The organism is Nocardiopsis sp. B62 (genome assembly GCF_018070675.1).
GTDB classification, from domain to species: Bacteria; Actinomycetota; Actinomycetes; order Streptosporangiales; family Streptosporangiaceae; genus Nocardiopsis; species Nocardiopsis prasina.
Genome location: NZ_JAGPXK010000005.1, coordinates 21,678 through 44,670, shown reverse-complemented (window position 1 = coordinate 44,670; position 22,993 = coordinate 21,678). Strand labels below are relative to the sequence as shown.

Here is a 22,993-nt window from a genome sequence, read left to right as displayed (position 1 = left end):
GAGGCCGGGAAACGCGTGGAGTGACGGGACCGGGCGCTGTTAGCGTCGGCGAAACCTCACCGGCCCGGTGCACGGGTCCTGACGGAAGCGGACCGCCATGTCCCACAGCACTTCCGACCAAGCCCCCACGGACGAACCCACGCCTTCCGGTCCGCAGCCCCCTCCCCCGGAGGGGAAGCGGTTCACGCTGTTGGCCCGGCTCAGCGTCTTCACGCTGGTCAGCACCACGGCGGACTTCGCCTTCGGCGCGGTCTTCGTCACCGTGATCCTCGCGCGCGGGGCCGACCCCTGGGCCGTGGGCCTGATCCTGGCCGGGGGCCACCTCATCGGACTGGTCATGGAGGCGCCCAGCGGCGCCCTCGGTGACCGGTACGGGCACCGCCGCCTGCTGACGCTCGGCCTCCTGGTGTGGGGTTCGGGATTCGTCGCCCTCGGCTTGGCGGACGGACTCGTGTTCACCGTGGTGGGCGTGTGTCTGGGCAACATCGGCATGTCCCTGAAGTCCGGCACCCTCAACGCGATCCTCATCAACCGGATCGGCCTCCACGACAGGAACGCGCGCATCACGCGGATCGTGCGGGTGGGAGCGGTGTCCACCCGGCTGGGTTCCGTGCTGGGAGCCGCCTCCGTGATGGTGGCGGGCACGTGGCTGTCGGCGGGCACGATGATCGCGGTGGGAGGCGTCCTCGTCCTCCTGCTGGGCATGCTGGCCCCCGTGTGCTTCCCCGCGACCCCGGGTCAGCCGGACCGGCGGATCGGCGGATCGGCACCATCGTCCTGGAGTCGGTGGTACTGGTGGCCTCCCGCCGCTTCCTTCCACCCGTGGTGCTGGCGCTGTCCCTGATGGTCGCCACCATGTTGCTCGTGGTGTCCTGGCAGCCCATGCTCCTGGCCGAGTACGGTGACGACGACGTGCGCCTCAACGGTCTGGTGCTCCTGCTCATGAGCCTCTCGCTGGCCGCCGGTGCGGCCTGCGCCCGCTGGGTGCACCAGGACCGGCCACACGTGTGGGGCGCGCTCCTGTCGATGGGCATCGGGCTTCCACTGGTCCTGGCCGCCCACGGCGTGGTTCCGCTGGTGACGGGGTTGGTGGCGGCGGAGTTCCTGATCGGGTTGGGCGGTGTGCTGTCCGGGGCGTGGTGCCAGCTGATGTTCACCGACGCCAACCGGAACTCGATGTTCTCTGCGGTGACCGTGGTGACCCTGCTTGGCAGCGCGCTCACGACCAGCTCGTTCGGTTGGTTGTGGGACCTGTGGGGCATACCCGCGGCCGTGTCCGTCCTCGCGGTGTTCGCCTTGGTGCTGGCGGCGGCCGCGCTGGTGCTCACCAGGCTGCTGCCGGAGTCAGCGGACTTCACCTGGGCCGTGCGGCAGAACGAGGACGCGGCCCGGGGCCGATCCGAACCCTCCTGTTAACCTGCGCGCAGGTCACGCGGTCCCGCACCGGACCCCCGTGGGAAGGCGAAGAGCATGAACCTGCCCGAACTCCTCGGTACGCGGAGGATCCTCCAGGCCCCCATGGCCGGAGGCACCTCCACCCCCGCCCTGGTCCACGCGGTGGACGGCGCGGGCGGTCTGGGGTCGCTGGCCGCCGGGTACCTGTCCGCGGAGGCGCTGGCCGATCGGATCGCCGAGGTGCGCGCGTTGGGGACCGAGGTGTTCGGCGTGAACGTGTTCGTCCCCTCCGGCTCACCGGCGCCCGCGTCCGTGCTCGACGACTACCGAAGTGACCTCGCCGAGGAGGCCCAGCGGCTCGGGTCCGAGGTCGGCCCGGCCGGGCATGACGACGACGCCTGGGACGCCAAGATCGACCTGCTGGTGAACACTCCCGTCTCCTTGGTGAGCTTCACCTTCGGCTGCCCCTCGGCGACGGTGCTGGAGCGGCTGCGCGAGGCGGGTTCGGCGACGGTCGTCACCGCCACCACCGTCGAGGAGGCCCGGACCGCAGTGGCCCGCGGCGCCGACGGCGTGTGCGCGCAGGGACTGGAAGCGGGCGGGCACCGTGCCACCTTCGACCCCGCTCAGGGCGACGACAGACCCCTGCTCACGCTGCTGAACGAGGTGGTGCGCGCCGTCGACGTGCCGGTGGTCGCGGCCGGAGGCATCATGACCGGAGAGGACGTCGTCGCCGCCCTCACTGCCGGGGCCACCGCCGTCCAGCTGGGCACGGCCTTCCTCCGGTGCCCGGAGAGCGGCGCGCAGCCCGCGCACAAGGCCGCGCTGGCTGATCCGGCCTTCGGTGAGACCTCTCTGACCCGGGCGTTCACCGGACGTCCGGCGCGCGGGCTCACCAACCGGTTCATGGTCGAGCATCCGGACGCGCCCGCCGCCTACCCCGAGGTGCACCACATGACCAGGCCTCTGCGCGCCGCCGCGGCCCGGGCCGGTGACACCGGGGGCATGGCCCTGTGGGCGGGGGCCGGGTTCCGTCAGGCCCGGGAACTGCCCGCGGCCGACCTCGTCGGGGAACTGCGCGACGCCGCCGGGCCCCCCTGAGGCGCGGGATTCAGCGGGGCCAGTCGTCGGTGAGTGCCACCAGCGCCTCGGGCAGACCGGCCCGCCAGCAGGCGCGGTCGTGGCCGCCGTTGTACTCGACCAGGGTCGCGAAGCCCGCGTCGTGTCCCAGTTCCGCTCCCCTGCTCAGCAGTGCCCGGTGGACGCGCCCGTTGGCGCCCAACAGCGACCACTCGCGCAGGCCCGCGCTGAGGTGCACGCGGTCCGGCAGGGTCGGGGCCTCGGCCGCCCGACGCACCATGCGTTCCGAATCACTGGGGTCCTATCCGTGGAGGGACGAGGTTCATGGGGACTCCGCTCGCGGATTCGCGCTCCTGCCCGTAAGTCTTCAGGTGCAGCCTCACTTCTTCTTCTAGCTCTGCGGCTCCTCCCGGACGCTCGGGCATGCCTTCGGCCCAAGACACCCCCGGATGAATCTGGTGCCACTTGGGCCGAAGTCCCTCGATCCTCTTCTTTCCTGGCGGGTTGACGCCGAATCCTTCGAGAATCATGTTCCAAACGGGCTTGAGCTCCGAGATCATCAGCCTTTCGGCCATCGGAGTGAAGAGATCGTCTGCTGGTAGATACCGGGCCTGGAAATCCTTCAGGTCCAGATTTTCCGCTGCTTCGATGGTTCTTGCGTGCTTATTGAGCCGATCACGCAGCCGGAATCCTTCCCAGGCCCGATGCACCTCTCCCCCTTTCCGTGACCCCGAGGGGTCCGCTTTTCCCACGTAAATGGGCACTCGGAGTTCCAGTGACGAGATGGACTCGTAAAGTTCGTTGCCACCCGTGTAATAGAGGGCGTAAATTCCGCAACCAGGAAATGGAGGAATGGCACCCAATGGCACAGGATTCGAGGCGACGAGCGCCCATAGAACACTACGCCCAAGGTTTTCTCTCTTCAATGGGTCGTACACCCATCCAGGCGTGGATGTAGGATCCACCCCACCCCCCGAAATACCCTCACCCATTTTCTCCCCTTTCTTTCGAGGTGCCGCTGGTTTTTTCAGTCCACAGGTCACTCGATCCGACTTTATACGACCTAGATCACAATCGTGTGGACAATGAACAAGTGGGAACACTTCCGCGGTATGGTTTAACCATCACTGAGCTGCTGGGGGGACCGAACATGGACCGGAAGTCTGTAGAGCTGTTCGCAGGGGGCGGCGGGCTTGCGATGGCTGTGCACGGGGCCGGTTTCCGACCGCTTCTCGTCAACGAGTTCGCCAAGCGGGCCGTGGAGACGTTGACCGTCAACGGGGCGACGCTCCGGGACCCCTCGGACACCTCCGTGCCTGGGCCTGGCTCGGTGTCCGGGCCTCGGGCGACGGGTTGGCCGTTGGTCCCGGGTGATGTGCGGGACATCCCTTCCTTCGGGTTCTTGGCCTCGGCCGGGGTCGACGTCCTCGCGGGTGGACCGCCCTGTCAGCCCTTCAGCCTCGGAGGCGTGGCGAGGGGGGATGAGGACGAGCGGAACATGTTCCCTGAGATGTTCCGGGCGATCCGCGAGATGCGCCCGAAGGCCATCGTTTGTGAGAACGTTCGGGGCCTGCTCCGCACTGGTTTCCGCCGTTATTTCGAGTACATCAAGAGGGAGATGAGTTTGCCGTTCGTGCGGCGGGCGGAGGGCGCCACCTGGGAGGAGCATGACGCCGTCCTACGCGATCGCCTCGAGAATGGCTCGGTGGACCCCACCGAGCGCTATCACGTGGTGCACGTGCCCGTGAACGCTGCGGACTACGGTGTGCCCCAGATTCGTCATCGCGTCATCCTCGTCGCCTTCCGATCCGACCTGGGTGTGGACTGGGCTCGTCACCAGCCCGTCCCCGAGTACTCGGAGGCCGCGCTGATCGAATCCATGCACGATGGGACCTACTGGAAGCGACATGACGACGCGCCTGGCATCGACACGACGCGGGAGAGGGTGATGGCTGAACTGCGCCCCCCCGGTTTGATGTCGGATGGGCTGCGACCCTGGCGGACTCTCAGGGACGCGATCAGGGGCGTTGACGAGAATGAGGGGGTGCCTCTGCCGCCCGTCCCGGAGGAGGCCGTGCGAGCGAGGCTGGTCGTCGACGGAGTCCCTGACCATGTTGGTTGGCCTGGGGCGCGAATCTACACCGGGCACACCCCCAACGAGCTGGATCGTCCCGCGAAGACGGTCAAGGCTGGTGTGCATGGGGTACCGGGCGGTGAGTCGGTGATGCGCCTGGACGACCCCACCTTCGACGGTGCGGGCCACCGGTACATGACGGTGCGGGAGACTGCCAGGGTGATGACCTTCCCTGACGACTGGGAACTGGCCGGGCCCCGTGGTGAGAAGATGCGCCAACTGGGGAACGCCGTCCCGGTGCGACTCGGTCGGGTCTTCGCGGACGCTGTTAGGAACGCGCTCGACGAAGCGGGGGCTTGAGCCGTGCCCGCGGGTCGTGCGCAACGAGGCTGGGGTGACCGCCCCCCGCCTCCACGAGCCTGGAGACCTCGCCCGGGGATGTCGCGTGCCGCGCGGTCGGCGGAGCAGGACCGAGCGGTCGGAGGACGTGGTCGGCGTGTGGTCGTCGTCTCCGAGGGGACGGAGGCGACCGGGTCGGTCGCCCTACGGGTGTATGACCGCACTCGTCGTATCCGCGCCTACTTGCGGTGGTCGGAGAACGGACGAACGCGCGAACGCTACCTGGGAGAGGTCGACGCCGACACACGCGCCGCCAACTTGGCGCGGGCGTGGAATCTCGCCCGTGCGGCCGGATTGGTCAGGGACCGGGTCCTTCCGATCGACTCCACCGCGACCTCGGAGGCGGCACGCGCGACCATGAGAGCGAACAAGGGGCGCGACACCGGCCCGGAGTTGCTCCTTCGATCACTCCTGCATGCCCGAGGCCTTCGTTACCGCGTCAACGCCCGACCGCTGCCGGAACTGGCGCGCACCGCCGATGTCGTTTTTCGAAAGGCGCGTGTCGCTGTCTTCGTGGACGGCTGCTACTGGCACGGGTGTCCCGAGCATCATCGCCCGGCCAAACGGAGAGCGGACTTCTGGCGCGACAAGATCGAGGGAAATCAGGCGCGCGACACCGACACGAACGAGAGGTTGCGAGCCCAAGGGTGGACGGTCGTCCGAGTGTGGGAGCACGAGACACCGGAGTCTGCTTTGGAGAGGGTCTTGACGGCGCTCGACGAAGGCCTGGAAGGGTCTTTTCCGGGTTCCGGGGAATCGAACACCACTTAGGTTTGGCCGTTCGAAGCGAAGATTTCCTGGTGTGGCAGACGCGGGATCGACGATGAGGCTGATCCGCGAATCGTGACATCGGGGAGCTCGCCCGTCGGGATCGATTCGACTGTCGGTGTCGGCTCCTAGAGTGGCCGCTCCCCCAGCGTCCACCCCCCGGGAGTCCCCGTGACCCAGACCAGTCAGCGCCGTTCCCTGTGGCGGTTCAGCCGCGACGAACGCACACTCGTGCTGGGTTCGCTGCTCAACTCCATGGCGTTCTTCGCCGCCCTGCCGTTCGCCGCGCTCTACCTCGCGGACCGGACGGAACTGTCCGCCGCGGGGATCGGCGCGGTGGTCGGTGGTATTGCGCTGATCGCCGCGTTCGGCGGCCTCCTGAGCGGCATGGTCGCCGACCGGTTCGGCGCCGTCCGGCTCATGCGGTGGGGACTCCTGCTGAACGTGGTGGTCTATTCGGCGCTGGCCCTGGCCTCCGCTCCCGCCGCCATCGTGTCGCTCTTCCTCAGCCTGGGCGTGGCGCGCACGATGGTCGAACCGAGCATGAAGAAGCTGCTCTCCCTGTCCGACACCGGCGACGGCCGGATCTTCCGCGTCCGTTACATCACCCTGTGCATGGGGGCGATCGTCGGACCGGCCGTGGGCGGCGTCCTGTTCCACGTGGGTCCGGCGGCGTTCTTCCTGGCCCCGGCGGCCTTCTTCGCGCTCTACCTGTCAGTGGTGGCGGTGCGCGGCGCGGAGTTGACGCGCTTGGAGACCTCCTCCAGGAGCACCTCACCGGTTCCGTGGACCGACGCCCTGCGTGACCGCCACCTCATCGCCGCCATCGGCGCGGGGGCGGTGGTCTTCCTGATCATGGCCCAGATGGACACGTCCATCCCGCTGTACATGAAGGGCGCCTACGGCGACCGGACGGAGTACCTGTTCGCCTCGTTGCTGGTGCTGAACGCCGCCCTGGCCCTGGCGGTGCAGCCCCCGGTGATCTGGCTGTCCGAGCGCCTCCCCTGGGGCCCGTTGGTGACCCTGGGGTGCGTGTTCTTCGCGGTCGCCTTCGTCTGCGTGTGGCTGGGCACGACCAACGTGGTCCTTCTGTACGTGGCCATCGTGTTCTGGACCCTGGGCGAGGCGATCCTGCTGCCCCTGCCGGACGTGGCGGTGCACTCCCTGGCCGCGGACGACCGCAAGGGCGCCTACTTCGGCCTGTCCGAACTGCGCTACCTCGGGTTCTTCGTCGGTCCCGTCCTGGGCGGAGCCCTCCTGGACCTGTCCGCTCCCGCCTACTTCGCCGTCATGGGGGCCGCCGTCTTCCTGTGCGTCCCCCTGCTCCTGCGCTCCTTCAAGGAGGAGCCTCGGCCCCAGGCCTGAGTACGGGGAGGCACCCCGGGGACCGTCGGCCCCGGGGCGCGGAGGTGCCGGACCAATGAGGGCAGTCCGCTCCGCCCCCGCGCCCCCTGAGGCCCCGTGGATCAGCGGGCGCTGATGAGGACGTAGCGGCGCAGGGCCAGCGGGGCGAAGACGGCGATGATCACGGCCGAGGACAGCGCCGCGTACAGCACGGCGTTCTCCGCGGGCCAACCGGACGGCTGCGCCAGGCCCGGCGGCGGGGCGTTGCCGAACAGCTCCCTGGCGGCCGAGGCGACGGCCGTGACCGGGTTCCACTCCGCGACGATCCGCAGCGGCGCGGGCATGCCCTCGATGGAGACGAAGGCACCCGACACGAAGGCGACCGGGAACAGCCAGACCAGGCCCAGGCTCTGGGCCACCTCGACGCTGCGGGCGGTCAGCGCGATGAAGACCCCGATCCAGGAGGTCGCGAAGGCGAAGAAGAGCAGGAGGGCCACGCCCAGGACCACCTCGCTCGCCCCCGTGGTGACCCGCCATCCGATCAGGAGCCCGCACACGGCTGTGACCAGCAGCGACAGGGAACTCGTCGCCAGGTCCGAGAGGGTCCGGCCCAGGATGACGGCGATCCGGGACATCGGCAGCGACCGGTAGCGGTCGACGATGCCCTTCTGGAGGTCGTTGGCCAGCCCGACCGCCGTGAAGGAGGAGTTGAACAGCAGGGTCTGCGCGAAGATGCCGCCGATCAGGAACTCCCGGTACTGCGCGCCGCCCAGGCTGCCCCCGAAGACGAAGGCGAGCAGCAGGACGAACATCACCGGCTGGATGACCCCCGCGACCATGGATCCCGGGGTCCGCACGACGTGGAGCAGGTTCCGGTGGGCGACGACCCCGCTGTCGCTCACCGATCTCATCAGCGCGTTCACCGGGGCCCTCCCGCCAGCGGGGCGGGCTCGGCGGCCTCGCCCTCCTCACGTCCGGTCAGTTCGAGGAACACCTCGTCCAGGGTGGGGCGGCGCAGCGCCACCTCGACCACCGGGACACCGCCCCGTTGCAGCGCCGCCAGAGCCCCGGTCAGCGCCGACTGCCCCTCCGAGGTGCCCACCGAGAGCCGTCTGGCGCCCGGATCGGTCTCGGGTCGGCCGTTGCCGTGGTCCGCGACGATCCCCGCGGCCGAATCCAGGTCGGCGGCGTCGGCGAGGACGAAGTCCATCCGTGCCCCGCCCATGTGCTCCTTGAGGGCGTCGGCGCTGCCCCGGGCGATCACCGTTCCCTTGTCGATGACCACGATCGTGTCCGAGAGCTGGTCGGCCTCCTCCAGGTACTGCGTGGTCAGCAGGACCGTGGTCCCGTCCTCCACGAGGGTGGAGACGATCTCCCAGGTGTCCATGCGCCCGCGCGGGTCCAGGCCGGTCGTGGGTTCGTCGAGCACGACCACCTCGGGCCGGGCCACCAGGGCCCCGGCCAGGTCCAGGCGGCGGCGCATACCGCCCGAGTAGGCGCCCGAACTCTGGTTCGCGACGTCGGAGAGCCGGAAGCGCCGCAGCAGTTCCCTGGCGCGCTCGGCCGCCTGCGCGCGGTTCATCCCGTACAGGCGGCCCACCATGCGCAGGTTCTCGAAGCCGGTGAGCTTCTCGTCCACGGCCGCGTACTGGCCGGAGAGCCCGATGCTGCGGCGGACCGCACCCGGGTCGGCCACCACGTCGTGACCGGCGACCCGGACCCGCCCGCCGTCCGGCCGCAGCAGGGTGGTCAGCACGCGGACGGTGGTGGTCTTGCCCGCCCCGTTGGGGCCGAGCAGCCCCAGGACGTGCCCGCGCGGCACGGCCAGGTCGATGCCCCGAAGCGCGCGGTGTCGCCCGAAGGACTTGGTCAGTCCCTCGACCTCGATGACATGGTCGTCCCCGTCCACGTCACTCCCTTCGTGGTTGGGGGCCCGGCCACGCGGCCGGGCCCTGGGTTCTCAGGCCGCGTCGAGCTGGCGCACCCGGTGGGGCCGCATGTCGGTCCAGTTGGTGTCGATGTAGGAGAGGCACTCCTGGCGCTCGGCGGGACCATGGCGCACGACCCAGCCGGCCGGGACCGGGACGAAGGCGGGCCACAGGGAGTGCTGGTCCTCGGCGTTGACCAGGACCAGGAAGGAGGCGTCGGTGTCGTCGAACGGGTTCTGCATGGCTGTGTGCCCTTCTGTGTTCGTGCGGCTCGCGATCACGGCCGCGGCTTGTCGGTGGTTCGTGGGGGTCAGCGGCGGTGCGCCAGTGAGCGGGCCAGACGGTCGGCGACGACCGGTCCGATCACGGAGAGCGCCTCCGGTGTGGCCATGAGCGCGTGCGTGCACGTGACGTCCTGGTTGTCGATCCGGCCTTCGACGTAGGGCCGCCAGGTCCGGGCAAGGTCGACTCCGGGAACGCTGTCCAGCGTCGCGGTGAAGAAGAGGAGGTCTCCGTCGAAGACGGGCGGCCGTCCGTGGCGCAGCAGGGACACCTGCCGGTCGAAGCCGAGGAGCATGGCCTCGACCGCCTCCTTGGAGAGTTCGCCGAGGGGGTCGCCGTGGCGCCGGAACACCTCGATGGCGTCCTCGGTCCGCGGCGACTCGCCGAGGCCTTCGGCGTCCTCTGCGTAGCCGACGGCCCGGAGCAGCGCGACGAGGACCTCGGTGTCGTCGGCGAAGCCCTCCTCTGCGGACTGGCCGAACGGGTGCGAGTCCAGCAGGGCCAGGGTGGCCACCTCGTCGCCGGTCTCCTGGAGGTGTCCGGCGAGCGCGTGCGCGATGTTGCCTCCGAAGGACCAGCCCAGCAGGTGGTAGGGCCCCTCCGGCTGGATCTCGCGGATCCGCGCGGCGTAGTCCTCGGTGAGGGATCGCAGGTCGGTGGCGTGCTCGGTCCGGTCACCGGGGCTGAGCCCCGGGGCCTGGAGCCCGTACACGGGATGGTCGGCGCCGATGTGTCGCGCCAGCCCCGCGTAGGGCCACGCGAGCCCTCCGGCGGGGTGCACGCAGAACAGCGGGGCGCCCTCGCCGGTGGGCCGGATCGGCAGGATCCGGCCGAGCCCGGTCTCGGTGGTCTCCCCGTCCGCCGCCTGGATGAGCCCGGCGACCGTGGGGTTCTGGAAGAGCATCGGCACCGTGACCTCCTGGCCCAGAGCGGCGCTGATGCGCCGCACGAGGCGCGCCGCGAGCAGGGAGTGCCCGCCCAGCTCGAAGAACCCGTCGTGCACCCCGACCCTCGGCAGGTCCAGGATCTCCGCGAACAGCGCGCAGATGCGGATCTCGCGTCGTGTCTCGGGAACACCGGTCACCTGCGGTGCGTGCTCGGCGGGGTCCGGCAGGGCCGCGTTGTCGACCTTGCCGTTCACGGTCAGTGGCAGGGACTCCAGGCGGACGAACACCGCCGGGACCATGTATTCGGGAAGCCTGGCGGCCAGGTGTCGGCGCAGCTCGGCGTCGGTGGGACCGGGGCGCACGAGCGGCACCGGGTAGGCCACGAGCCTGGCGTCCCCCGCCGCCGTGCGGCGCACCAGGACGGCGGCCTCGGCGACTCCGGGATGGTCCACGAGCGTCGCCCTGATCTCCCCGGGTTCGATCCGAAAGCCCCGGAGCTTGACCTGGTCGTCGGCGCGGCCGACGAACTCCAGCGTGCCGTCTGCGCGCCACCGGACGAGGTCTCCGGTCCGGTACATGCGTCCGCCCGCGGCGGCGAAGGGGTCGGCGACGAACCGCTCCCCCGTCATGCCGGGGCGGCTGCGGTATCCGCGGGCCAGCCCGGCTCCGGCGATGTAGAGCTCACCGAGAGCGCCCACGGGTGCGGGCTGGAGCCCGCTGTCGAGCACGTACACCCGGATGTTGCCCACCGGTCGGCCGATGGTCGGGCCGGCCTCGCCGCCGATGCCCGCGATGACGGCGTCCACCGTGGTCTCGGTGGGGCCGTAGAAGTTGTAGGCGCGCACGTCCGGGCGGCGGGTCAGGTCGTCCCAGAGGTCGGCGTCGACCGCCTCTCCGCCCAAGGCCACCACCGAGAGCGCGTCCGAGTGGTCGAGCACGCCCTCGGCGATCAGCCTGCGGGCGTAGCTGGGAGTGGTCTCGACGGAGTCCACGCGGTTGCGGGTCAGGTAGTCGGCGAGGCCGGAGGGGTCGCGGCGCACCGAGTCCTCCACGACGTGCAGCTCGTGCCCGTCGACCAGCCAGAGGATCGGGTCCCAGGAGGCGTCGAAGGCCACACCGGCGGTGTGCGCGACCCGGAGCTTGCGGCCCAGCTCCTGGCTGACCGGGGTGAACAGCTCCTCCTGGTGGCTCAGGAACAGGTTGACCAACGACCCGTGCTCGACCTCGACCCCCTTCGGCCTGCCGGTGGAGCCCGAGGTGTAGATGACGTACACGATGTCCGAGGCGGTGAGCGGACGGACCCGTTCGCGGTCGGTGAGCGCGCCCGCGGTGGCGCAGTGGCAGTCGCCGTGCTTGTCGGTGATGGCGTCCACGTCGCGCACCAGCGGGGCGTCGGGGACCCGGTGGGCGAGCGAGGAGTCGGTGAGCACCAGCCCGGGCACGGCGTCGCCGATCATGGTGGCCAGCCGCTCGTCGGGGTGGTCGGGGTCGAGGGGCAGGTACGCGGCGCCGCTCTTGAGCACGCCCAGGAGGCTCACGACCGTCTCCACCGATCGCTGGAGCAGGACGGCGACCACGTCGCCGGGCCCGTTGCCGAGCTTGACCAGAGAACGGGCCAGGCAGTTGGCGCGCCGTTCGAGGTCGGCGAAGCTGAGCCGCTCCTGCGCGCAGACCAGCGCGATCGCGTCGGGGGTGAGCCGGACCTGCTCCTCGAACAGCTCCACGACGGTCTCGACCGGAAGCTCCCTGAGCAGGCCGTGCCCGTCGGCCAGGAGCCCCTCCCGCTCCTCTCCGGAGAGGATCTCCAGGCGACCGAGACGGGCCTCGGGTGCCCGGGTGGCGGCGTCGAGCAGTCGGACGTAGCGCTCCACGAACAGCCGCGCCGTGCCGGGGTCGAACATCGCGCTGTTGTACTCCAGCGTGCCGGTGACACCGGCGGCGCCGCCCAGCGGACAGGTCTGCTCGGCCAGGTCGAAGGAGAGGTCGAACTTGGCGCCCAGTGCCGGTGCGCCCGGTTCGGGGCGCACGTCCAGACCCGACAGCTCCATGGTGGGCGTCTCGTTGTTCTGGAGGGTCAGAGCCGTCTGGAACAGCGGATGACGTCCGAGGGCACGCGAGGGGTTGAGCCGCTCCACGATCTGCTCGAAGGGCACCTCCTGGTCGTCGAAGGCGTCCAGGTCGGCGTCGCGCACCCGCGCCAGCAGGTCGGTGAAGGTCGGGTTACCCGAGGTGTCGGTACGCAGCGGGAGCGTGTTGACGAAGAACCCGACCAGTTCGTCCAGAGCCGGGTCGGTGCGCCCCGCGACCGGGCTGCCGATCACGATGTCGTCGCCCGCGCCCAGGCGTGTGTGCAGGGCGGCGAGTCCGGCCTGGAGGACCATGAACAGGCTCGTGGACGAGGACCGGGCCAACCGCAGCAGGCGTTCGTGCAGGTCCGCGCCGATCTCCACCCCCGTGCTGGCGGAGGGCTGGGAGGCGCTGGCGGGCCGGGGCCTGTCGGAGGGCAGGCGCACCTCGTCCGGGGCGCCGGACAGGCGGCGCTCCCAGGCGTCGAGGCTGTGCCGGATCGCGCTCTCGGGGTCGCCGTCGTCGCCCAGGACCTCGCGCTGCCAGAGCGTGTAGTCCGCGTACTGCACCGGCAGGTCGCGGGCGAGGGCCGCCGTGCCGTGCACACGGGCGGTGTAGGCCATGGAGAGGTCGCGCGCCAGGGGCGCGGTCGACCATCCGTCACCGGCGATGTGGTGCAGGACCAGCAGCAGGACGTGCTCCCGGCCGACCCTGAACAGGTGGCCCCGCAGAGGCGTCTCGACGGCAAGGTCGAAGCCCCTGCCCGCCTCGCGGACCAGGGCCTGCCGGAGCTCCTCCTCGGAGGCGACCTCCACGCACTCGCTGCCCGGAGTGACCGCCTCGGGGGGCAGCACGTGCTGGAGGGGCTCGCCGTCGATGTCCGGGAAGACCGTTCGCAGGCTCTCGTGGCGCGCGGAGACGTCGAACAGCGCCCCGCGCAGCGCCTCGGTGTCCAGCTCGCCGGTGATCCGAACCGCCATCGGGAGGTTGTAGAGGGCCGCCGATGTGTCCAACCGGTTGAGGAACCACAGTCTGCGCTGGGCGAACGACAGCGGCACACGCGCGGGCCGGGGCACCGGTCGCAGCGGGGGCCTGGACTGGCGCCCGGTGCCGAGCGCCGCGGCCAGACCGGCCACGGTCGGTGCCTCGAAGAGCGTGCGCACCGCGACCTCGGCGCCGACCGTGTGACGGATACGGGCCACCAGGCGCACCGCGAGGAGCGAGTGGCCGCCGAGGGCGAAGAAGTCGTCGTCGATGCCCACTTCGGGCACGTCCAGGACCTTGGCGAACAGCTCACACAGGACGGTCTCGTCGCGGGTGCGCGGGCCGCGTCCGCTGCCGGTGACGGCCTCGGGTTCGGGCAGCGCCGCCCGGTCCAGCTTGCCGTTGGGCGTCAGCGGGAGTTCGGGCAGCACCATGACCACCCCGGGCAGCATGGCGGCGGGGAGCCTGCGCGCCGCGTGGTCGCGGATCCCCCGGGTGTCGGGGCGACCGCCCGGCCGTGCGGTGACGAAGGCGGCCAGCCGCGCGTCCCCGTCCCTGGTGCGGGTGAGCACCACGGCCGACTGGGCGACGTCGGGGTGTTCGGCCACGACGGCCTCGACCTCGCCGAGTTCGATCCGGTGGCCGCGCACCTTGACCTGTCCGTCGGCGCGGCCGACATAGCGCAGCGCGCCGTCGGACCGACGGGTGACCAGGTCACCGGTGCGGTACATCCGACTCCCGTCGGCGGCGAACGGGTCCGCGAGGAAGCGCTCGGCGGTCATCCCCGGGCGTCCGAGGTAGCCGCGGGCGACCCCGGCGCCGGTGAGGTAGAGCTCGCCGACGACCCCTGCGGGGACCGGACGGAGCCTGCCGTCCAGGACCCGGGCGCCGGTGTTGGCGATCGGCCTGCCGATCACCGGTTCGGTCTCCTCGTCGGAACGGGCCGTGACACTGTCGACGGTGCACTCGGTCGGCCCGTACAGGTTGTGCGCCGTCAGGCCGGGGACGTCGCGCAGTTCGTCCCAGAGCCGGGCGTCGACCGCCTCTCCGCCCAAAGCGAGCACGCGCGGCCCGGTGCCGCCGTCGAAGAGCCCCAGCGCCACGAGCTGCCTGGCGTAGGAGGGCGTCGTCTCGACCGCGTCGACCTCCCGCTCACGCAGGAGGGCGACGAGCTGTTCGGCGTCTCCCCTGACGGGATCCTGGACGATGTGGAGTTCATGGCCGTCCACCATCCACAGGAACGGGTCCCACGAGGCGTCGAAGGAGACCCCGGCCGTGTGCGCGACCCGCAGGGGTCGGCCCGCGGCGGTGACGGCCGGTCCGAACACGCGCTCCCGGTGCGAGTGGAGCAGGTTGGCCAGAGAGCGATGCTCGACGACCACGCCTTTGGGGCGGCCGGTGGATCCGGAGGTGTAGACGACGTAGGCCGCGTCGCGGGGGGCCGGGCGGGCCGGAACCCGCAGCATGGGGGTGTCCAGCGGCAGCGCGTCGACGTACAGCACCGTGCTGTCAGCGGGAACGCGCGTCCGGTTTCCGGCCGTGGTGAGGACGTGTTCGGGACGGGCGTCCGCGAACATGTGGTCGACCCGATCGCGCGGGTAGGAGGTGTCGACGGGCATGTGGGCGGCTCCGCTGCGGAGCACGCCCAGGAGCGCGACCGCCAGGTCGACCGAGCGCGGCAGCACCGTCGCCACGGTCGTTCCGGGTCCGGCGCCCCGGTCTGCCAGGAGGCGGGCCAGGCTCTCGGCGCGGGCGTCCAGCTCCGCGAAGGTCAGCGAGTGGTCGCCCGCGACCACCGCGGTCCGGTCGGGAGTGCACAGGACCTGGGCCTCGAAGGCCTCCAGGATCGAGTCCGCGGCTCCGGAACGGTACGGTCCCGCCGAGCCCTCGTCCAGCTCCGCCCGCTCTCCGGGCAGGAGGAGCTCCGCCTCCTCGACGACGGTGTCCGGGGCCTCGGCCAGGACCGAGAGCAGGTGGGTGAAGCGGTCGGCGACGGAGCGGGCGGTGTGCTCGTCGAAGAGGTCGGCGTCGTACTCCAGGTCGCCGAGGAGCCCTTCGGCGACGCCGCCGGACCCCAGGTGCTCCGTCAGGTTGAGGGTGAGGTCGAACTTGGCCTGCCGGGTGCCGACGCCCTCCTGCACCGTGGTGTCCAGGCCGCCCAGGGACGGCCGCTCGGCGCGGATGTTCTGGAGGGCGAGCATCACCTGGAAGAGCGGTGGCCGCGAGCCCACGCGGGCCGGACGCAACTCCTCGACCACGCGGTCGAAGGGGGCGTCCTGGTGGGCGAAACCGGAGAGGCAGGCCTGCCGGGACCGGATGACCAGGTCATCGAAGGTCGGATAGCCGGATGTCCGGGTCCGGATGACGACCGTGTTCACGAAGAAGCCGACGAGATCGTCGAGTTCGGTCTCCGTGCGGCCCGCCGTGGGTGTGCCGACGGTCAGGTCGGAGCCCGCGCCCAGGCGGGAGAGCAGCGCGGTGAGCCCGGCGTTGAGCACCATGAACAGGCTGGCGCCGTGCTTGTCGCCGAGCCCGTTGAGGCGCTCGTGGAGTTCGGGTGACAGGCTCAGCGGGACCGAGCCACCGCGCCCGCTGGACTGTTCGGGGCGGGCGCGGTCCGCGGGCAGGACCGTCTCCTCCGGGGCCCCTCGCAGGGCCTCGCGCCAGTAGGCCAGCTGCCGGGAGAGCTCGCTCTCCGGGTCGTCGTCCCCGCCGAGCACCTCGTTCTGCCAGAGCGTGTAGTCGGCGTACTGGACCGGGAGGGGCGCCCAGTCCGGGGCCCGCCCCTGGGAGCGCGCGGAGTAGGCGTCGGCCAGGTCCCGGGCGAGCGGTCCCAGCGACCACCCGTCACCGGCGATGTGGTGCAGGACCAGCAGCAGGACGTGGTCACGGTCGTCGACCCGCAGGAGCCGGACCCGCAGCGGGGTCTCCAGGGAGGTGTCCAGGCCCCGGCTCGCCTCGGCCGTGATCACCCGCTCCAGGTCGCGTTCGGGGCACGAGACGGCCGCGAAGTCGAGGGGGGTCTCGTGGGGCGCCAGGACGTGCTGGCGGGGCTCCTCCCCGTGCAGCGGGAACACGGTGCGCAGGGTCTCGTGGCGCTCCACCAGGTCGTCCAGCGCGGCGCGCAGGGCCCCGGTGTCCAGCTCGCCGCGCAGCCGGAGCGCGGCCGGGATGTTGTAGGCACCGGAGTCGGGTGCGTACCTGTTGAGGAACCAGAGTCTGCGCTGGGTGTGCGACAGCGGCAGCACCTCGGGGCGCTCGCGCGGCTCCAGTCGCGGTGCGGTCACCGCCTCGTCCGGGAGCACCCTGGCCAGCCCGGCGACCGTCGGGTTCTCGAAGAGTTCGCGGATGGCGGGGGCCGCGCCGAACTCGGCGCGGATCCGGCCGATCAGGCGGGTGGCCAGCAGGGAGTGGCCGCCCAGGGCGAAGAAGTCGTCGTCCACGCCGACCCGCTCGACCCCGACCGCCTCGGCGAAGAGCTCGCAGAGCCTGCGCTCGCGCTCGTCGCGCGGCGCCCGGAGGGTCTCCGAGCCGCCGGAGGGCAGGGGCAGGGCGGCGCGGTCGAGCTTTCCGCTGGGGGTCAGCGGCAGCTCGGGGACCTGGACGGTCGCGGCGGGCACCATGAAGGCGGGCAGCCGGTCCGAGGTGTGTGCGCGGACCTTGTCCGTGTCGGAGGGGTCGTCGACGACCACGTAGGCCACGAGGCGGGTGTCCGCGCCCTCGCCAACGGCGATCACCGCGGTCTGGCGGACTCCGGGGCACTCACGGACGACTGCCTCGACCTCGGCCGGTTCGACGCGCACCCCGCGTACCTTGACCTGGTCGTCGGCGCGGCCGAGGAAGCGCAGGGTGTGGTCGGGTCCCGGCGAGACCAGGTCGCCGGTGCGGTACATGCGGCTGCCGTCGGCGGCATGGGGGTCGGCCACGAACCGTTCGGCGGTGAGAACGGAACGGCCGAGGTAGCCGCGCGCGACGGACGCGCCCGAGACGTACAGCTCACCGGTGGCGCCCGGGGGGACGGGCCGGAGCCCCGAGTCCAGGACGTAGGCGCGGGAGTTGGCGACCGCGGCCCCGATGTGGGGGGCGCTCTCCGAGGTGACGGGTGTGGTCAGGCTGTCCACCGTGGTCTCGGTGGGGCCGTACAGGTTGTGCGCGCTGACGTGTTCCAGCGACGCGAGCGTGTTCCACAGGTCGGCGTCCACGGCCTCGCCGCCCAGGGCGACGACCGTGGGGCCGCCGGGCTCGGCCAGACCCTCGGCCAGGAGCGCGCGGGCGAAGGAGGGCGTGGTCTCGATGGCTTCCAGGCCCTGTTCGCGCAGGTGGGCCACGAGCCGCTGCGGGTCGCGGCGGACCTCGTCCTCTACCAGGTGGAGCTCGTGTCCGTCGACCATCCACAGGAACGGGTCCCAGGAGGCGTCGAACGAGAGCCCCGCGGTGTGCGCCACCCGCAGCGCCCGTCCGTGGCGTTCCCGGGCGGGAGTGAAGACGAGTTCGCGGTGCGAGTGCAGGAGGTTGAGCAGGGATCGGTGCTCCACGGCGACGCCCTTGGGCGCGCCCGTGGAACCGGAGGTGTAGATGACGTAGGCGAGGTCGGCGCCGGTGGCGGGGCGGGGCCGGTCCGACTCGGGCGGGCGCGGGCCCTCCTCGACGGCGGCCCTGGTGGCCGGGTCGTCCATCAGGACGGTCCTGAGGGTGCCCTCCGGCGCTTCGTCCGGGGTCCCGGACACGGTGTCGCCGTGGGCGAGCACGATGTCCGGCCGCGCGTCCCGCACCATCGCGGCCAGTCGGCCCGTGGGGTAGCCGGGGTCGAGGGGCAGGCAGACGGCTCCGGCCTTGAGCACCGCCAGCTGGGCGACGGCGAGGTCGGTGTGGCGCCCCAGCCGGACTCCCACCAGGCGCCCGGGGGCGGCGCCGAGCGCGACGAGGTGGTCGGCCCATCGGTCGGACAGGGCGTCGAGGCGGGCGAAGGTGAGTCGCCCGTCCGGTGCGACGACCGCCGTGCTCGCGGGGAACCGGGAGGCGGTGATCGCGAACTCGTCCGCGACCGTGAGGTCGGGCAGCGCCCGCACCGGGCCGTCGCTCACGCCGGCCCCCGCCCTCTCCTCCTCGTCGGAGCGGGCGGCCAGGGTTCCCACCGGGGCGGAGGGGTCCTCGGCGATGGCCCGCATGACGGCGAACAGGCGGCTCTGGTGGTCGCCGAGCTCGTCGCGCGTGTACAGGTCCGGGCTGCCGTCGAAGTCGACGCGGATGTCCTGGGTCGCCCCGAGCCCGTGGAAGATGACGGACAGGTCCTCGACGGGACCGACCGCGAGGTTGTGCGTGGTGGCCGGGAGCCCGGCGAAGACCAGCTCGCCCAGGGCCGGGATGATGTTCACCGACGGCCCGGTGAGGCGGCGACCGAAGTTCCCGTCGCGACGCAGGTCCTCGCTGCGGTAGCGCTGGTGCCGGAGCGCCCGCCGGGTGTCCAGCGCCACCTGCCGTAGGAGTTCGGACACGGGCTGGTCGGGACGGACCCGGACGCGCAGCGGAACGATGTTGGAGACCGCGGCCGGAACCGTCCGTGCGTGCGACGTGCGGCGTGTGGTGACCGGCAGGCCGAGGACGACGTCCCGGGCGCCGGTGAAGCGGTGGAGGTGCACGGCGGTGGCCGTGAGGACCGCGGTGGGCAGGCTGGTGCGCTGTCGGCGGGCGGCGGCCTGGAGCCCGGCGGCGGTCTCGCGCGGCAGGTGGTCGGTGACCCTGTGCAGGCTGGTGGGCATCCGCGGGGGCGTACCGGCCAGCCCCACCGCGTCGGGGGCGTCGGCCATGTACTCCGACCAGAAGCGGCCGTCCGTCTCCTCGGTGCCGTTCGCCCGGTAGTCGGCCTCCTCCTCCAGGAGTCGGCTCAGCGAACCGAAGGGGCTGGGGCCCGGCTCGGTCCCGGCGGCCAGGGCGTCGTGGACCTCGGCGACCCTGCCCAGGACCAGCATGGCCCCGTAGCCGTCCAGGAGCAGGTGGTGGACGCGCTGGTAGACGAAGTGGTGCTCCTCGCCCAGACGGAAGATCACCTCGGCGAACAGGGTCTCGCCCCGGACGTCCTGCGCCCGCGCGAGGTCGTCGCGCATCCACCGGCGGGCGGACTCGGCGGGGTCGGGCTCGTCGGTGAGGTCCACGACCGTGGGCCACCAGTCCTCCGGTCGGCGGACCTCCTGCCAGGGCTCCCCGTCCTCCTCGCCGAAGCGCAGGTGGAGCGACTCGGTCTCCAGCACCGCCTGACGCAGGGCGGCGCAGAGGACCGGCACGTCCAGCGGACCGTCCAACTCCAGGTACTCGGCGATGGCGTACACGGGGTTTCCCGGGTCCATCTGCTGCGCGTACCAGAGCCCGGTCTGGGCAGCCGTGAGCGGCAGTCGGCGGGTTCGGCCGGTGTTCGTCATCGAAGACCTTCCAATCGCGTCGGCGCCTCTGCCGAAGCAGCGGACGGGCCGCGGTTGCGGGGAATTGAATGCGTGTGTCCGGGGTGCCCCGGGCGGGAAACGGAGCACGCCAGCGGATCGGTCGCCCCAGGGGGGCCGGGATGACCGCTTTCAATAGCTTGTCTGTGATCACTGGTGATTCGTGGCGAAAGTTCGGAAGGATTGCGTGATGCACATCACACAAAGCAATCAGATACTTACTAAAAGCCATATTCCGGACAGGGCAAAGCGACCGGAGTGCACCACTCCGGCCACTTTGAAACGGGTCGCTAGTTGTTGATCTGGTAGTTGCCGATGAAGATGGTGAGCAGTCCGCCGTCCCCGAACAGACCCAGACCACCGAGCAGGCCGCCCGAGGGCGCGGAGGCCTCGGCGGCGGGGGCCGCAGCGGCCTGAGCGGGCGCGACGGCGAAGCCGAGGACCGCGGTGGCGGCGAGGGCGGAGAGCAGGAGCGCGGAGGCGCGTCGACGAACTGACGTCATGACGGGGGTTCCCTTCGGTGGTCGGACGGGGCCTTTCGCCGGTTGGACGATCCGCCCCTCAGGGGACTATTCGTCACCGAGCGGCGGGGGTATTGGTCCGGTTCGCCATGAGTTATTCCGATCGCCTCGGCCGCGCCGCGCCTGGCGTCCGCGACCTCCGGCGCACGGAACCGCCCCCCGACAGTGCCCGCTCGGCCCCACTCGCCCCCGCCAGGAGGAACACCATTTTCTACCAGTTGGTAACAATTAACGGCGAGGACTGGAGCACCGAAGGCGGAACACCCTAGGGTTCCGACATGGGTGTATTGCGGAAGCGTGTCCTTCTTCGTGTTTTTCTGGGGTTTGTCGCCACGGTCGCGTCTCTCGCACTGATCGCCTCGCTCCTGGGGGTCTGGGCGGTACGGCGCTCCTTCCCGACCACCTCCGGGGAGCTGGCCCTCGCCGAACTCAGCGCGCCGGTCTCCGTGCTCCGGGACGAACGGGGCGTCGCCCACGTGTACGCCGACGACGCCGAGGACCTCTTCGTCGCCCAGGGGTTCACCCACGCCCAGGACCGGTTCTGGGAGATGGACTTCCGCAGGCACGTCACGGCGGGGCGCACCGCCGAACTCTTCGGCCCGGGCCAGGTGGAGACCGACATCTATCTGCGCACCATGGGCTGGCGTCGGGTCGCCGAGCAGGAGTACGACCTCCTGGAGGAGGACACCCAGCGCTACCTGGACGCCTACGCGGCCGGGGTGAACGCCTGGATCGACGACAACCAGGGGCTCTCGGCCAGCCTGGAGTACGGCCTCCTCGGGATCACCGCCGACGACTACACCGTGGAGCCCTGGACGCCCACCGACAGCCTCGCGTGGCTGAAGGCCATGGCCTGGGACCTGGGCGGCAACCTCCAGGACGAGACGCAGCGGGCCCTGCTCCTCGCCGACGGCCTCGACGAGGAACGGATCGAGGAGCTCTACCCCGCCTACCCGACCGAGAAGCACGCCACCATCACGGACACCGACGAGCACTCCGGGGCCGGCACCGAAGCCGACCTGGGCTGCGCACCCGACCTGCCCGAGGAGGCCCTCGCGGCGCTCGGCGGGCTCTCCGGCGTGCACGACGCCATCCCGGACCTCCTCGGCCCCTCCGACGACCCCGACCTCGGATCCAACTCCTGGGTCGTGTCCGGTGAGCACACCGAGACCGGTCTTCCGCTGCTCACCAACGACCCCCACCTGGGCGCCTCGATGCCGTCCACCTGGTACCAGATGGGGTTGCACTGCACGGAGCTCACCGAGGAGTGCCCCTTCGACACCAGCGGGTTCAGCTTCTCGGGCCTGCCCGGCGTGGTGATCGGCCAGAACGAGTCCATCGCCTGGGGCTTCACCAACCTCAACCCGGACGTCATGGACCTCTACCTGGAGCGGGTGGAGGGCGACGACTACGTGGTGGACGGGGAGCGGCGCCCCCTGGAGATCATCGAGGAGACCATCGCGGTCTCCGGCGGCCAGGACCTCGAACTCACCGTCCGCTCCACCCACAGGGGCCCGATCCTGTCGACCGCGTCCGCGGGATCGAACCTGCGCAGGGTCGGCGAGAACCCCCGCGAGGGGGACGACGCCCCCTACCAGGTGTCCCTGCGCTGGACCGCGCTCCAGCCGGGCACCACCGCCGACGCGATCTTCTCCATGAACCGGGCCCGTGACTGGGACACCTTCCGCGAGGCCGCGAGCCGGTTCGACGTCCCCTCACAGAACCTCGTCTACGCGGACAACGAGGGCAACATCGGCTACCAGGCCCCCGGTCTGGTCCCGGTCCGGGGCAAGGGCGACGGCCGCTGGCCCGCCCCCGGCTGGGACTCGGACTACGACTGGGAGGACGAGTTCCTGCCCTTCGACGAACTGCCCAGCGTGTACAACCCGGAGTCCGGGGTGATCGTCACCGCCAACGAGTCGGTCGTGGACGAGGACTACGGACACTTCCTGACCTCGGACTGGAACTACGGCTACCGGGGCCAGCGGATCAACGACCTCCTGGACGAGGCGATCGCGGACGGCCCCGTGGGTGTCGCGGACATGGAGCGGGTCCTCGTGGACTCCCTCCACACCAGCGCCCTCGAGGTCACCCCGTACCTGCTGGACGCCCCGGTCGAGGGAACCACCGCGAAGGCCCGCGAACTCCTCGTCGACTGGGACCACCGCAACGAACCCGACTCCGCCGCGGCCGCGTTCTACAACGCGACCTGGCGCCAGCTCCTCCCCCTGCTCTTCGACGAACTCGGGGAACGCGGCATGGACGGCCGCTCACGCGGGATGCACGTGGTCTCCCAGTTGCTGGAGGACCCCGACTCGGCCTGGTGGGAGGGCCGGGAGGTCAGCGGACGGGAGGAGGTCCTGGCCGCGGCGATGGACGCCGCCGTGGAGGAGCTCACCGAACTGCTCGGCGACGACCCCGCCGACTGGCGCTGGGGCGACCTGCACACCCTCACCGCGACGCACGAGTCCTTCGGGACCTCGGGGATCGGCCCGGTGGAGTGGCTGTTCAACCGCGGCCCCGTGGAGAGCGCGGGGGGCTCCGACCTGGTCAACGCCACCGGTTGGAACGCGTCGGAGGGCTACGGCATCACCACGGTCCCGTCGATGCGCATGGTCGTGGACCTGGCCGACCGGGACTCCTCCACGTGGATCAACCTCACCGGCAACTCCGGCCACGCCTTCCACCCGAACTACGACGACCAGCTGGAACTGTGGGCGGAGGGCGCGACGCTCCCCTGGGCGGTGACCGAGGAGGCGGTCCGCGAGGCCACTGAGGACGAACTCACCCTCGTCCCGTGACTCCCGGCCCCGGAGACGTTCAGAACCGT

14 protein-coding genes are annotated in these 22,993 nt (G+C 71.2%); 7 read left to right on the top strand and 7 right to left on the bottom strand.

Annotated features, from left to right (window positions below; translation table 11 throughout):
- Positions 1 to 97 precede the first annotated feature (97 nt).
- From KBX21_RS26560 to KBX21_RS07570, 3 genes are read left to right on the top strand one after another with little or no spacing between them, the layout of a single operon-like run.
- Entirely contained in the window at positions 98 to 844 is a 747-nt protein-coding gene (locus KBX21_RS26560; RefSeq protein WP_247665407.1) for an MFS transporter, read from the top strand.
- Positions 823 to 1,416 carry a hypothetical protein gene (locus KBX21_RS26555; RefSeq protein ID WP_247665406.1) on the top strand — a complete coding sequence of 198 codons (594 nt, stop codon included), beginning with the start codon at positions 823 to 825 and terminating at the stop codon, positions 1,414 to 1,416. Before KBX21_RS26560 ends, KBX21_RS26555 begins: the two co-directional genes overlap by 22 nt.
- 54 nt (positions 1,417 to 1,470) lie before the next feature.
- Entirely contained in the window at positions 1,471 to 2,496 is a 1,026-nt protein-coding gene (locus tag KBX21_RS07570; protein ID WP_210841459.1) for a nitronate monooxygenase, read from the top strand.
- Between the two features lie 10 nt (positions 2,497 to 2,506).
- Here the strand turns inward: KBX21_RS07570 and KBX21_RS07565 are convergent, their stop codons facing one another.
- Both KBX21_RS07565 and KBX21_RS07560 read right to left on the bottom strand, forming a co-directional pair.
- Positions 2,507 to 2,755: a hypothetical protein gene (locus tag KBX21_RS07565; RefSeq protein ID WP_210841458.1), complete on the bottom strand. Its 249-nt coding sequence runs from the start codon at positions 2,753 to 2,755 to the stop codon at positions 2,507 to 2,509.
- 10 nt (positions 2,756 to 2,765) lie between these two features.
- Complete coding sequence (locus KBX21_RS07560) at positions 2,766 to 3,518, bottom strand: Eco29kI family restriction endonuclease (RefSeq protein ID WP_210841457.1); 753 nt, start codon at positions 3,516 to 3,518, stop codon at positions 2,766 to 2,768.
- Positions 3,519 to 3,625: 107 nt separating this feature from the next.
- On the opposite strand from KBX21_RS07560, the gene KBX21_RS07555 reads away from it, so the two are divergent.
- From KBX21_RS07555 to KBX21_RS07545, 3 genes are all read left to right on the top strand, one after another.
- Positions 3,626 to 4,909: a DNA cytosine methyltransferase gene (locus KBX21_RS07555; RefSeq protein ID WP_210841456.1), complete on the top strand. Its 1,284-nt coding sequence runs from the start codon at positions 3,626 to 3,628 to the stop codon at positions 4,907 to 4,909.
- Between the two features lie 138 nt (positions 4,910 to 5,047).
- On the top strand, positions 5,048 to 5,719 hold the full coding sequence (locus tag KBX21_RS26890) for a very short patch repair endonuclease (RefSeq protein ID WP_307869172.1): 672 nt from the start codon (positions 5,048 to 5,050) through the stop codon (positions 5,717 to 5,719).
- A 168-nt stretch (positions 5,720 to 5,887) separates the two neighbouring features.
- The gene (locus KBX21_RS07545) at positions 5,888 to 7,081 is read left to right on the top strand and encodes an MFS transporter (protein WP_210841454.1); all 1,194 of its coding nucleotides are present in this window, start codon (positions 5,888 to 5,890) and stop codon (positions 7,079 to 7,081) included.
- A gap of 101 nt (positions 7,082 to 7,182) precedes the next feature.
- Here KBX21_RS07545 and KBX21_RS07540 read toward each other — a convergent pair whose 3' ends face one another.
- The 5 genes from KBX21_RS07540 to KBX21_RS07520 form a co-directional block, all read right to left on the bottom strand.
- Positions 7,183 to 7,983, bottom strand: a complete 801-nt coding sequence (locus tag KBX21_RS07540; protein ID WP_307869171.1) for an ABC transporter permease — start codon at positions 7,981 to 7,983, stop codon at positions 7,183 to 7,185.
- Positions 7,980 to 8,969 (bottom strand): ATP-binding cassette domain-containing protein, encoded by a 990-nt coding sequence (locus KBX21_RS07535; protein WP_210841453.1) that lies wholly within the window; start codon positions 8,967 to 8,969, stop codon positions 7,980 to 7,982. Before KBX21_RS07535 ends, KBX21_RS07540 begins: the two co-directional genes overlap by 4 nt.
- A 51-nt stretch (positions 8,970 to 9,020) precedes the next feature.
- Positions 9,021 to 9,230 (bottom strand): MbtH family protein, encoded by a 210-nt coding sequence (locus KBX21_RS07530; RefSeq protein WP_017544117.1) that lies wholly within the window; start codon positions 9,228 to 9,230, stop codon positions 9,021 to 9,023.
- A 68-nt stretch (positions 9,231 to 9,298) separates the two neighbouring features.
- Positions 9,299 to 19,624, bottom strand: coding sequence for a non-ribosomal peptide synthetase (locus KBX21_RS07525; protein WP_210841452.1), 10,326 nt, complete (start codon positions 19,622 to 19,624; stop codon positions 9,299 to 9,301).
- A 308-nt stretch (positions 19,625 to 19,932) separates the two neighbouring features.
- Complete coding sequence (locus KBX21_RS07520; RefSeq protein ID WP_210841450.1) at positions 19,933 to 20,145, bottom strand: hypothetical protein; 213 nt, start codon at positions 20,143 to 20,145, stop codon at positions 19,933 to 19,935.
- Positions 20,146 to 20,441: 296 nt separating this feature from the next.
- Between KBX21_RS07520 and KBX21_RS07515 the strand changes: the two genes are divergently transcribed.
- Positions 20,442 to 22,964, top strand: coding sequence for a penicillin acylase family protein (locus tag KBX21_RS07515; RefSeq protein WP_247665405.1), 2,523 nt, complete (start codon positions 20,442 to 20,444; stop codon positions 22,962 to 22,964).
- The last annotated feature ends 29 nt before the right edge of the window (positions 22,965 to 22,993 follow it).